Annotated in this window: 11 protein-coding genes; 7 read left to right on the forward strand and 4 right to left on the reverse strand. The window is 62.7% G+C overall.

Features of this window, described 5'->3' with window-relative positions; translation table 11 throughout:
- Positions 1 to 195: 195 nt before the first annotated feature.
- The 4 genes from argE to LPA37_RS16880 are packed head-to-tail and all read right to left on the reverse strand — an operon-like array spanning position 196 to position 3,881.
- Entirely contained in the window at positions 196 to 1,359 is a 1,164-nt protein-coding gene (gene argE, locus LPA37_RS16865; protein ID WP_228979400.1) for an acetylornithine deacetylase, read from the reverse strand.
- Positions 1,352 to 2,029, reverse strand: a complete 678-nt coding sequence (locus tag LPA37_RS16870; RefSeq protein ID WP_228979401.1) for a DUF1028 domain-containing protein — start codon at positions 2,027 to 2,029, stop codon at positions 1,352 to 1,354. Before LPA37_RS16870 ends, argE begins: the two co-directional genes overlap by 8 nt.
- Positions 2,030 to 2,039: 10 nt before the next feature.
- Positions 2,040 to 2,477, reverse strand: coding sequence for a RidA family protein (locus LPA37_RS16875; protein ID WP_090536120.1), 438 nt, complete (start codon positions 2,475 to 2,477; stop codon positions 2,040 to 2,042).
- Positions 2,478 to 2,531: 54 nt separating this feature from the next.
- Complete coding sequence (locus LPA37_RS16880) at positions 2,532 to 3,881, reverse strand: flavin-containing monooxygenase (protein ID WP_229013157.1); 1,350 nt, start codon at positions 3,879 to 3,881, stop codon at positions 2,532 to 2,534.
- A 275-nt stretch (positions 3,882 to 4,156) separates the two neighbouring features.
- Here LPA37_RS16880 and LPA37_RS16885 point away from each other — a divergent pair, with 275 nt between their 5' ends.
- The 7 genes from LPA37_RS16885 to LPA37_RS16915 all read left to right on the forward strand — a co-directional run bounded on the left by LPA37_RS16885 (position 4,157) and on the right by LPA37_RS16915 (position 12,021).
- Complete coding sequence (locus LPA37_RS16885; protein WP_228979403.1) at positions 4,157 to 5,083, forward strand: LysR family transcriptional regulator; 927 nt, start codon at positions 4,157 to 4,159, stop codon at positions 5,081 to 5,083.
- Positions 5,084 to 5,263: 180 nt separating this feature from the next.
- Positions 5,264 to 6,427: an aromatic ring-hydroxylating oxygenase subunit alpha gene (locus tag LPA37_RS16890; RefSeq protein WP_229013158.1), complete on the forward strand. Its 1,164-nt coding sequence runs from the start codon at positions 5,264 to 5,266 to the stop codon at positions 6,425 to 6,427.
- A gap of 32 nt (positions 6,428 to 6,459) precedes the next feature.
- On the forward strand, positions 6,460 to 7,641 hold the full coding sequence (locus tag LPA37_RS16895) for an ABC transporter ATP-binding protein (protein WP_229013159.1): 1,182 nt from the start codon (positions 6,460 to 6,462) through the stop codon (positions 7,639 to 7,641).
- A gap of 1 nt (position 7,642) precedes the next feature.
- On the forward strand, positions 7,643 to 8,698 hold the full coding sequence (locus LPA37_RS16900; protein WP_229013160.1) for an ABC transporter substrate-binding protein: 1,056 nt from the start codon (positions 7,643 to 7,645) through the stop codon (positions 8,696 to 8,698).
- Positions 8,699 to 8,735: 37 nt separating this feature from the next.
- Positions 8,736 to 9,989: an ABC transporter permease gene (locus LPA37_RS16905; RefSeq protein ID WP_229013191.1), complete on the forward strand. Its 1,254-nt coding sequence runs from the start codon at positions 8,736 to 8,738 to the stop codon at positions 9,987 to 9,989.
- A 49-nt stretch (positions 9,990 to 10,038) separates the two neighbouring features.
- Positions 10,039 to 10,851: an ABC transporter permease gene (locus LPA37_RS16910; protein WP_229013161.1), complete on the forward strand. Its 813-nt coding sequence runs from the start codon at positions 10,039 to 10,041 to the stop codon at positions 10,849 to 10,851.
- A gap of 423 nt (positions 10,852 to 11,274) precedes the next feature.
- Positions 11,275 to 12,021: an SDR family NAD(P)-dependent oxidoreductase gene (locus tag LPA37_RS16915; protein WP_228979410.1), complete on the forward strand. Its 747-nt coding sequence runs from the start codon at positions 11,275 to 11,277 to the stop codon at positions 12,019 to 12,021.
- The last annotated feature ends 74 nt before the right edge of the window (positions 12,022 to 12,095 follow it).

Consider the following 12,095-nt stretch of genomic DNA (forward strand, 5'->3'; position numbering starts at 1 on the left):
TCCTGTATCGACCGGAGTTAGCGCGTTACTCCGGTCCCATGTGTGATCAGGCGTGTTCGGCCTGCTGAATCGCGATGCCTCGCGTTCAGGAGTATTTAAGTTGCGTGGTCTTGCGGATCGTCTTGCCCTGGCACGAGACAACGGCCTCGCTATTAGAAGGCCTGCCGCTACGGCAACACCCTCGATGCATACGTCTTACGACGCAGCCGAGAGGTAATCCGCCAGACGAGCCAGCATCGCATCGCAATTGTGCAATTGCTCGACCGTGACGAATTCGTCCGGCTTGTGCCCCTGGTCCATGCTGCCCGGTCCGCACACCACCGTGGGAATGCCCACCTGCTCGAAGAGCCCGCCCTCGGTGCCGAACGCGACCGTGCCGAAGTCGCTGGAGCCGCTGAGCAACGCCAGAAGACGCGCCGCTTCGCTGTCGGGTGAAGTAGCCAGTCCCGGATAGGTGGAGAGCGGCTGAAGGCGGATGTCGGTATCGGACTTCACTGCGCGCATCTTCGGCAGCAGCTCAGCCTCGACGTAGTGCTGCAAGTCGTCGGCGACCTGGCTGGCATCGAAGCCCGGCAGCGCGCGCACTTCGAAGTCGAATTCGCATTCGGCCGGCACGATGTTGAGCGCCCGCCCTCCCCTGATCACGCCTGTCTGCACGGTGGAAAACGGCGGATCGAATCGCTCGTCGTGATGCTCGGGCTGCGCCAGCTGCTCGCCGATCTCTTCCAGGCGACCGATCATCCGCGCCGCGTATTGAATCGCGTTGACTCCATACGGCGCATAGGCCGAATGGCAAGGCGCGCCTTTCACCTGGCAGCGCATCGCCAGCTTGCCCTTGTGGCCCAGCACCGGCTTAAGCCCGGTCGGCTCGCCAATCAGGCAAAGGGCCGGCTTGTGCGTGCGCCGCTCCAGTTCCGCCAGCATCGGCCGCACGCCGAGGCATCCCACTTCCTCGTCGTACGAAAAAGCGAGGTGCACGGGCAGCTTCAGATCGCACTCGAGGAACGCCGGTACCGCCGCCAGTACCGAAGCGATGAAGCCCTTCATGTCGGCCGTGCCGCGACCATACAGACGCCCATCGCGTTCGGTGAGACGGAATGCATCGACGGTCCACGGCTGGCCATCGACTGGCACCACGTCCGTATGACCAGACAGCACGATGCCGCCTCGCTCACGCGGACCGATGGTCGCGAACAGATTCGCCTTGGTGCGCTCGGCGTTGTAGAACAGCTCGCTTTCGACACCGAGTTCGTCGAGGTAGTCGCGAATGAATTCGACCATCTCAAGATTGGAGTCGCGGCTAACGGTGGCGAAGCCGATCAGCCGTTCAAGCAGCGCACGGCTGGATCTGTCATTCATTGCCGGGCACGCCGTAGCTGGGCGCGGCAGTCGGATTCAACGCCCGCGTCAGGTAGTCCTGCATCTGCGGCCGATACGCCTGCCACAGACGGTCGAGCTGGCCGATGGGATTGTCATCAGCCCAGTCGACCCGCAGATCCGCGATGGGCCAGATCACGTCGCCCACGATCCTGAGCGCCGCCGAATGCACGGGCCCCGCTTCGCCGCCGGCAGCCATCGCGGCATGCATGGCCGCGAGCAGGCGGTCGGCAAGCGTGCCGGATGCCTGCTCGAACGCCGGAACCATTGCCTCGATCACTTCGACGCCGGTCAGCATGTTGCCCGCAGCTACGCATTGCTTGCCAGCGACGGCGTGATACGTGCCCAGCGCTTCCTTGCCGCTGAAGAACGCCGTGCGACCCTGGCCGTCGATCACCGTCACCTGCCGATACTCACTCCACTCGCTCGCGCCGAGCACACGGTCCAGCGCTGCGGCGGGATCGAGTTGCCCGCTCTCCAGAAGATCGAGAATCCGCGGGCCGAGCGCAGGCAGCGTGACGTTCTGCGTCGCCACCGCGCCCACACCTGCACGCAGCCATGGGCATCGAGCGCCTACCGCGATGCTGGACGAACTGATCGCGATTCCGAGCTGCCCGGATTCCTGACAACGTCCGACGATAGAAAATGTCATGTCCCGCTCCTCAGGCTTTCGGCGACGTCCATCCATCCGGAATGACCGCGATAACGTCGATCTCCATCAACCACTGCGGCTGACCCAACGCGACCACGACGAGGCCCGTGGAAATGGGAAACACGCCCTTCAACCACTTGCCGACTTCCTGATAGACCGGCTCACGGTAGCGGATGTCGGTCAGGAACGTCGTCGTCTTGACGATGTGAGACAGGTCGCTGCCCGCCTCTTCCAGCAACTGCTTGACGTTCTTCATCGCCTGTTCGGCCTGGGCGCGTGGATCGCCGAGGCCGACGAGGCGGCCTTCGAAATCCGTTGCCACCTGACCGCGCACATAGACGGTATTGCCAGCGCGCACGGCCTGACAAAGATCGTTGTCGAGCGTCTGGTTCGGATATGTATCCTTCGTGTTGAACATGCGGATACGGGTATGCGTGGGTTGGCTCATCAGTGCACCTTAATGCCTGGAAGAAATGGATTGCGGATCAAGGAAGCGTATGCATCAACTGACGCTCATCTCGCTGACTTTATGGGGGCGTGGACCGGTGGACGTGTCTTCAATGTTTTCCTCGCCGCGGCGATGTGCCTCGCGTTGCGATTCATCGTAATACGCCAGGTATTTACGCTGCGTAACGATGTGATCGGCGATGTGCCTCGCGTCGTGCCACACGCCCCAGATAAATGCTGAGCCGCGGCGCGACAGCCAGGGCAGACCGAGGAAATAGATGCCAGACTCCTTCGACACGCCGCGCTGATGTTTCGGCTTGCCTTTCTCATCGAAGGCGTCGACGTTCAACCAGCTGAAATCGACGGCATACCCGGTCGCCCAGACAATCGACGTCACGCCGGCTTTCGCCAGATCGAGATCGTGCAACGGGTTCGTCACGCATTCCGGGTCCGCGGGAATGATGCGGGCTTCGGGTTCTTCGGGGAGATCGAGACCGTTGCGCCCGGCATACGCGTCGGCTGCGTCCAGCAGCGACAGATAGTTCTCGTCGCCCCGCGCGATGTTCTCCGCAAGATCCGCTTCGAAGGTCACAACGCCATCGTGGAACGATTTCGTCAGACCAACCAGCGTGATGCCCTGATGTGCAAGACGCCGGAAGTCCACGGTATGGCCGCCACGCGAACCGCTCACCGCAATCGTGACGTGTTCCCTGCCGGGTTTCATGACCTCCGCGTCCCATTCGCCGAGCACGCCCAGCCACCAGCAGAAATCGCGACCGCGATAGGCGCGCGGCGGGCGATCATGCGCACCGACCGACAGATAGACGCGCTTGCCCGCGCGTTGCAACTCGTCCGCGATCTGCACGCCCGACGATCCTGCACCCACTACCAGCACGCCGCCTTCAGGTAATTGCGCGGGATTGCGATAGTCGGCGGAATGAATCTGCGTGAGGCTCGAATCCTGCGGTGCGATCGGTGGAATGACGGGGCGCTGGAAGGGTCCCGTCGCGACGACCACGCGATCAGCCTCGATCGTGCCCTCCGATGTTTCGACGGTGAAGCCCTGCCGCCCCGCATTGCGCACGACCTTCTTTACTTCCACGCCGGTACGGATCGGCGCTTCAAACTTCTTCGCATAGGCGACGAAATAGTCGGCGACCTGTTCCTTCGAAGCGAATGCGTTCGGGTCGAAATCCGCGAACTCGAGATTCGGGAATCGATCGTGCCACGCGGGGCCATTGGCAACCAGCGAATCCCAACGCCCCGTGCGCCAGCGCTCGGCGATCCGGGCGCGTTCCAGCACGAGATGCGGCACGCCGAGCCGGCTCAAATGTTCACTCATGGCGACGCCGGCCTGACCGGCGCCGACCACAAGCGTATCGATTGACGTTACGTCCACTGTCATGGCTGTGTCCTTGAAAAGGCGGAATGTTTCGATCCGGTTGCGGCCTTGCGGTCTTTGAGCGCTCGCGGCCGTTGCGCGGACCCAGTCGTGTTTCCCGCAGCGCGCTGCTGCCCGGTCCGTTCGTCTGGATGAAAATCTACGCGCCCCTTCAGAATCTGAAAAATATATTTAAAAAATGCATGGCATCGGATTTACCTATGCAAGCCTTTTTGACCGCTCCACAATGCCGCTCATCAATGCGGTCCAATGAAGGCCTTGAACATGGAGCGTCGTCGATGGAAAGTCACCTGTTGCGGTACTCGTTGCGACAGTTGCGTTATTTCGTGGTCACTGCGGAAGCGCTGTCCTTCACTGCCGCCGCGAAGCGTCTGCACATCTCGCAGCCATCGATTTCGACGGCGCTCGCAGACCTCGAAGTGTCGTTCGGCGTGCAACTCTTCATACGACATCACGCGAGCGGTCTGTCGCTCACGCAGGCCGGACGCGATCTGCTCGGGCAGGCGCGCAATCTGCTGAAGATGGCGGAGGAATTGCAGACGACCGCCAAGGAAATGGACGGCGGCATGACGGGCACCATCACGCTCGGCTGCCTCGTGTCGCTCGCGCCGCCGCTCATGCCGGGGCTCATCAGCCGCTTCACGGACGAGCACGCAGGCATCTCGTTTCGCACTGTCGAGGCGAATCAGGATGGTCTCTTGCGCGGCCTGCACGACGGCTCGCTCGACATCGTTCTCACCTACAGCCTCGACCTGACGGAGGACATCGCCTTCACGCCGCTGCTCTCGCTGCCGCCGTATGCGATCCTGCCGAAGACGCATCGTCTCGCGCGCGCCCGCAAGGTATCGCTCGCGGATCTCCTCCCCGAGCCGTACGTGATGCTCGATCTGCCGCACAGCCGCGAGTATTTCGCCGCACTCTTCGATGCGGTGGGCAGCCGCCCCGTACCGGCCTTTCGTTCATGGCAGCCAGAGGTCGTGCGCGGCATGGTGGCCAATGGCCTCGGCTATAGCATCCTGAACTTTCCGCTTAAATCGAATCGCACCGTGGATGGGGAAGAGTTCGTCATCAGGCGCTTCAAGGACAACGTCAACGCAACGATGCTCGGCATCGCGCAATCGCGAACGATGAAGCCGCGCCAGGTCGTGCAGCGCTTCGCGTCGTTCTGCGAAACCTATATCCAGCGGCTGCATATCGACGCATGATCAGGCAAGACGCAATCGTCTGCACCAGGCCTGCGCGCGCTGCATAGGTAAAAACTTTGCTTTGTATCTAAAAACAATATTCTGGCTTGCAATTTGGCTTGATAGATTGGTGTCCATGTTGAGCGCTACGCTGCAATACCTGGCGTTGGCGTTCCCACCGTGAGAAATCAAGGAGGACGCATGGCCAGTCCAGCAGGGACGATCGCAGTGCAAGCGCTTGTTGACGCGCTACAGACGGGTTGCGAACGACCATTCAGCGATGCGCATGCGATGCCGCCTGGTGTCTATACGTCGCCCGAATTCCTTGCGCTCGAGGAGCGCGCTATCTTCGAGCGTGAATGGCAATGCATTGGCCGCGCAAGTGCGCTCAAGGCGCCCGGCGATTACATGACGGCGCGCATTGGCGCGCAACCGGTCGTCATCCTGCGCGACGAACAGATGCAGCTGAAGGCGATGTCGAACGTGTGCCTGCATCGCATGTCGGTGCTGCTTGAAGGACGCGGCAACGTGCGTCGCATCGTCTGCCCGTATCACGCGTGGAACTATTCGCTGGACGGCGCGCTGCAAGGCGCGCCGCTCATGGACCGGCAAGAGGGCTTCTGCAAGGAAAGCTACCGGCTGCCCGCCGTGCGCTGCGAAGAATGGCAGGGCTGGCTTTACGTGACGCTCGACGAAAACGCGCCGTCTGTGCAGACGCAACTCGCCGCGCTGGGCGAACTCATCGGCGCGTACGGCATGTCGGACTACATCGAAACGTTCCATGAGGAGCACGTGTGGGACACGAACTGGAAGATCCTCGCGGAAAACTTCATGGAAAGCTATCACCTGCCCATGCTGCATCGCGCGACAGTAGGACCTCATTCGCGACTCGATGAAATGGAATGCCCGCCGGGCCACCCAGCCTTTAACTATCACTGGATCACGAAGGAAGCGTCCTTGCCCATCGGCAACGCGCATCCGGACAACTCGCGTCTCACGGGACACTGGCGCAAGACCACGGCGTTGCTCGCGATCTACCCGACGCATCTCGTCACGCTCACGCCGGGTTACTTCTGGTATCTCGTGCTGCAGCCTCAAGGCGTGGACCGCGTGCATATCCGCTTCGGCGGCGGGCTTGCGCCGGAGTTCATCGCGGATCCTGAAGCCAACGCGCACATGACGACGTTGAAGAAGCTGCTCGACGAAGTGAACGCGGAAGACAAACGCGGCGTGGAAACCGTCTTTCGCGGCGTGCACGCGCCGCTCGCGAAGCCCGGACACTTGAGCCCTCTCGAACGTCCCAACTATGACTTCGCGCGCTATGTCGCCAGCAAACTCGTCGCGATGCAACCCCCCACGCATTGATTACGACGCACCGTAAACAGGACGCGATCACGATGTCGAACCCTTCCTTCATCTCATTCTCGGGCGTGAGCAAGTCGTACGACGGCGCGCAATACGTCGTCGATGGCCTGAACCTCGACGTGCGCAAGGGAGAATTCCTGTCGCTGCTGGGTCCATCCGGTTCGGGCAAGACGACGACGCTCATGATGCTCGCGGGATTCGAATCGCCCACGCACGGCGAGATACGCCTCGACGGACGGCGGCTCGACGACAAGCCTCCGCATCAGCGCGACATCGGCATGGTGTTTCAGAACTACGCGCTCTTTCCGCATCTGACGATTGCGGAAAACGTCGCGTTTCCGCTCTCTGTTCGACACGTAAGCCGCGCCGAACAGAAGATGCGCGTGAAGCGCGCGCTCGAGATGATCGAACTGCCGCATCTGGCGAACCGGCGGCCCGCGCAGCTCTCCGGCGGGCAGCAGCAGCGCGTGGCGCTCGCGCGCGCGCTCGTGTTCGAGCCGAGCGTCGTGTTGATGGACGAACCGCTCGGCGCGCTCGACAAACACCTGCGCGAAACCATGCAATACGAAATCATGCGTCTGCATCGCGAACTGTCGCTCACGGTCGTCTACGTGACGCACGACCAGGCCGAAGCGCTAACCATGTCGGATCGCGTGGCCGTGTTCTCCGATGGCCGTATCCAGCAGGTCGCGACACCAAGCGAACTCTATGAGAACGCGCAGAACGCGTTCGTCGCGAACTTCGTCGGCGAGAACAACGGGCTGACTGGACGCGTCGTCAATGCGGGTGAGGACTGGGCGACGCTCGCGCTTTCGGACGGCAGCGTGATTCGTGGCCGTTGCGAACCCGGCCTGCGCGCGGGCGACGAAGCGATGCTCGCGCTGCGCCCCGAACGTGCGCATATCCCGAGCGCCGAAGGCGCGCACGTCGACGAACACAGCAACGTGGTGCGCGCACGCGTCGAGGAACTGGTGTACTGCGGCGATCATCATCGCGTGCATCTCGCGCTCGGTTCGCGCGATTCCTTCGTCGTGAAAGTGCCTAATACGCAGCGCCATGCGCTGCCCTCGCCCGGCAGCACGATCGAGATCGCCTGGCGCCACGATGACTGCAAGATTCTCGCGATGAGCGTGCCACGCAGCGCGCCCACGCTTCACGTATCCACGCCGCCCTCACCTTCCCTCATCACGACCGCACCTGCAGGAGCCAACTGACATGCGCACCCACATCAAAGCACAAAGCGCCGCCCTCGCTGTACTCGCCGCAACCGCATTCACCACCGTGACCACGCAGGCAGCGGAGACGCTTTCCGTCGTGACCTTCGGCGGCGCGTATGAAGCTGCGGCCAGAAAGGCCTATTTCGAACCGTTCACGCAGGCCACGGGCATCGGCTTCTCGACCGAATCGTATGACGGCGGCCTCGCGAAACTCTCCGCGATGGAGCAGGCGAAAAACACCACGTGGGACCTGATCGACCTCGAGACGAACGACGCGATCACCGCCTGCGACGAAGGTCTCCTGCAGAAGTTCGACAGGAAGACGATCGGCAAGACGAGCGATTTCATCCCCGGCTCGATCAGCGATTGCGCGGTTGCGAGCATGGTCTGGTCGACGATCTATGCCTACGATGCGAGCAAGCTCAAGACCGCGCCAACGACCGTCAATGACTTCTTCGATCTGAAGAAATTCCCCGGCAAGCGCGGCCTGCGCAAGTCGCCGAAGGTGACGATGGAATGGGCGCTGATCGCCGACGGCGTCGACCCGAAGGATGTCTACAAGGTGCTGGGCACGCCCGCGGGCGTGGATCGCGCGTTCAAAAAGCTCGACACGATCAAGCAGAATATCGTGTGGTGGGAGTCGGGTGCGCAGGCGCCGCAGCTGCTCGCGGACGGCGCGGTCGTGATGACGCAGGCCTACAACGGCCGCATCGACGACGCCGCGAAGAAGGACAACAAGCCGTTCAAGGCCGTCTGGGACGCGCAGGTCTATGACTACGACTGGTGGGGTGTGCCGACGGGCGCGAAGCACACCGACGCCGCAATGAAATTCATCGTCTCTGCCTCGCAGCCAAAGGCCTATGCGGACCTGTCGAAGTACATCGCCTATGCTCCGCCGCGCAAGGACGCGATCGCGCTCATCGACAAGCAGCGCCTCGCCGATCTGCCGACCTCGCCCGAAAACTTCAAGCGCGCGTTACAGATCAACGCGAACTTCTGGGCCGACAACGCGGACCAGATCAACAAGCGCTTCCAGGTGTGGCTGACGCAGTAACACCTTCGTCCGACGAGAGCCCAACTTGACTACTCACATGCCCGCTTCGGCCCCCACCAGGGGCCCGGGCTCTCCGATGAGAGCCGACGGCCGCGCGTCGTTTCAGAAGGCACACCGACGCGCATCGATGCAGGCTCTGTTGCTTGCACTGCCGCTACTTGTGTTTCTGCTTTCGACGTTCATCGCGCCGATCGCGCTCCTGCTCGCGCGCAGCGTGGAGAATCGCGAAGTGTCCGACAGCATGCCCGCGCTCACGCGCGCGCTCGATGCGTGGGATGGACGCGGCGTGCCGGACGAGCGCACGTTCGCCCTGCTCGCCACGGGGCTCCGGGAGGCGCAGCAAAGCGGGCAGCTCGGCACTGTCGCGCGGCGGCTGAACTTCGCTCAGGCCGGGTTCCGCAGCCTGTTGATACGCACCGCGCGCCAGTTGCCCACCGATGCACCGCCCGCGTGGAAACCGGCGCTCGTTGAACTCGATGAACGCTGGAATTCGCCGGAGACGTGGCGCCTGCTGAAGCGGGCCGCCGCGTCGCCGACACCGGACTTTCTGCTCGCCGCCGTCGATGCGCAAGTGACACCACAAGGCTCAGTCGCGTTCGTACCGGACAACGCTTCCGTCTATCGGCAGGCGTTCGCCCGCACCATCTCGATCAGCGCGACCGTCACGCTGCTGTGCCTCGTGCTCGGCTATCCGGTCGCCTGGCTGCTCGCGAATCTGCCTGCGAAAAGCAGCAACCGGCTGATGCTTCTCGTGATCGTGCCGTTCTGGACTTCGCTGCTCGTGCGCACGACCGCATGGTACGTTCTGCTGCAACCGGGCGGCGTCATCAACAGCCTGCTGATGGGTCTCGGGCTCGCCACGCATCCGCTGCCGCTCATCTTCAACCGCACGGGCGTGCTCATCGGCATGACACACGTACTCCTGCCTTACATGATTCTCGCGATCTACTCGGTGATGAAAAGCGTATCGCCCGTGTACGTACGGGCCGCGCAATCGCTTGGAGCGCACCCGTTCACCGCGTTCGTGCGGGTCTACATTCCACAGACGCTGCCGGGCGTGGGTGCGGGCTGCTTCCTCGTGTTCGTGCTCGCGCTCGGCTACTACATCACGCCCGCGCTGCTCGGCGGCGCCGGCGACGAGATGATCAGTCAGCTCATCGCGATACAGACCAACACGCAACTGAACTGGGGCCTCGCCGGTGCGCTCTCGGCGTATCTCGTGATCTTCACGGCGATCTTCTATTTCCTGTTCAACCGCATCGTCGGCATCGACCGCCTGCGCTTCGGTTGAATCACGGCTGAAACCAGGTCGAAACACGCGGACGCGACGAAGGAACGACATGCAGGGTCAACGCAACAGAGTACTGACGGAACGCATCGCCGCGCGCTGGGTATGGCTGCATGCAGCGCTTGTGCTGTTCTTCCTGATTGCGCCGATTCTCGCGATCATCCCGCTCTCGTTCAATTCGGGATCGTACTTCTCCTACCCGTTGCAGGGCTTTTCGCTGCGCTGGTATGAGCAGGCGCTCACGAGCCCGGACTGGCAACGGGCGCTGCTGAACAGCATCGGCATCGGCTCGGCATCGACGCTGATCGCCACGTGTCTCGGTACGCTCGCCGCGCTGGGCATTTCGCGCGCGCAGTTTCCGCTGCGCTCGCTGATCATGCCGATCATCATCTCGCCGATGATCGTGCCGATCGTCGTCGTGGCCGCGGGCTTTTATCTGATCTTCGCGCCGCTCGGCCTCGTGAACTCGTATCCCGGCGTGGTGCTGGCGCATGCGGCGCTCGGCACGCCATTCGTCGTGATCACCGTGACGGCATCCCTGCTTTCGTTCGATCAGAGTCTGTTGCGCGCCGCTTCCGGGCTCGGCGCGACGCCCTGGATCACATTCAGGCGCGTGATCTTGCCGCTCATCACGCCGGCGGTCGCGACCGGCAGCGTCTTCGCCTTCGCGACCTCGTTCGACGAAGTGATCGTCATTCTGTTCATCGGCGGCCCGGATCAAACAACCGTGCCGCGACAGATGTGGAGCGGCATTCGCGACTCGATCGACCCGTCGATCCTCGCCGTGGCGACGATGCTGATCGTGTTCGCAGTGCTGCTCTTCGCGAGCATTAACTGGCTGCGTGGGAGCAGGGTAACGGGATGAAGCGCCCACGCTGGTAAATTCAGCCTTACGGGTGTTTTCACGCTGTAGTGCCGGACCGCTCCCCCCATCCATATCGGGTCGCCCCCGAGACCTTCAGAGACGCATTCGCGTCGGTTCATTACCCACGCAGTTGTAAAGCCACATCCCTGCACTAGCCGCGAAGACATGCTTTCAGTTTCGGCCAGGCTGTTCATGCCGCAGCTGCCATTCCGGCCCGGCTGCCGCAAACCCCCTCCCGCGCGCCACCAGCGTCGACCATGCCTCAAAGGCATGACCACAAGCCTGGAAAGTCTTTTCCACTGCCATGATAACCAGCTAGATTACGCTTCAAGGCAGCGGCAAAAGACAAACAGCGCACTTCGTCCCGCCGGCTGCTGGCACACCACCATCATGCATTTCATCTATGCCAGAAAGGGATCCAAAATGAGCAAACCCGTCGTTTTGATCACAGGCGCACTGACCGGAATCGGCCGCGCCACCGCCTTCGCGTTTGCCGACAGCGGCGCGAAACTCGTCATCTCGGGCCGCCGCGAAGCGGAAGGCAAAGCGCTCGAAGCAGAACTGCGCGAACGCGGCGCCGATGCCGTCTTCATCCAGGCCGACGTTCGCCGTGACGAAGAAGTCGCGAGCCTCGTCGATGCCACGGTTTCGCGCTTCGGCGGTATCGATGCCGCCGTCAACAACGCCGGCACGGAAGGCACGCCCGGCCCGATTACCAGCCAGAACGCGGAGAGCTACGCCGCGACATTCGACACCAACGTTCTGGGTACGCTGCTCAGCATGAAGCACGAACTGCGCGTGATGCTCGAGCAGAAGCGCGGCAGCATCGTGAACGTGTCGTCGACGTACGGTCACGAGGGCGCTGCCTTTGCATCCGTGTACGCGGGCAGCAAGCACGCCGTCGAAGGCATGACGAAGTCGGCGGCGCTGGAAACGGCCGGCGCGGGCGTGCGTGTCAATGCGGTCGCGCCGGGTCCCACCGATACCGGCATGCTCGACCGCTTCACCGGCACGGCCGAACGCAAGGCGGCGCTCGCTTCGACCGTGCCGCTCGGACGGGTCGGCAAGCCCGACGATGTGGCCCGCGCGATTGTGTTTCTCGCGTCGGAAGCGGCATCGTTCGTGACGGGCCAGATCCTGACCGTCGACGGCGGCAAGACCGCGGGCTGAAGCCGCGCCATCCTGGCGGTGACAGCGTGCGCGCGCTGACGGTCCAACCCGGCCGTCAGCGAGAATCCCGCAGC

The organism is Paraburkholderia gardini, from assembly GCF_907164545.1.
GTDB lineage: Bacteria > Pseudomonadota > Gammaproteobacteria > Burkholderiales > Burkholderiaceae > Paraburkholderia > Paraburkholderia gardini.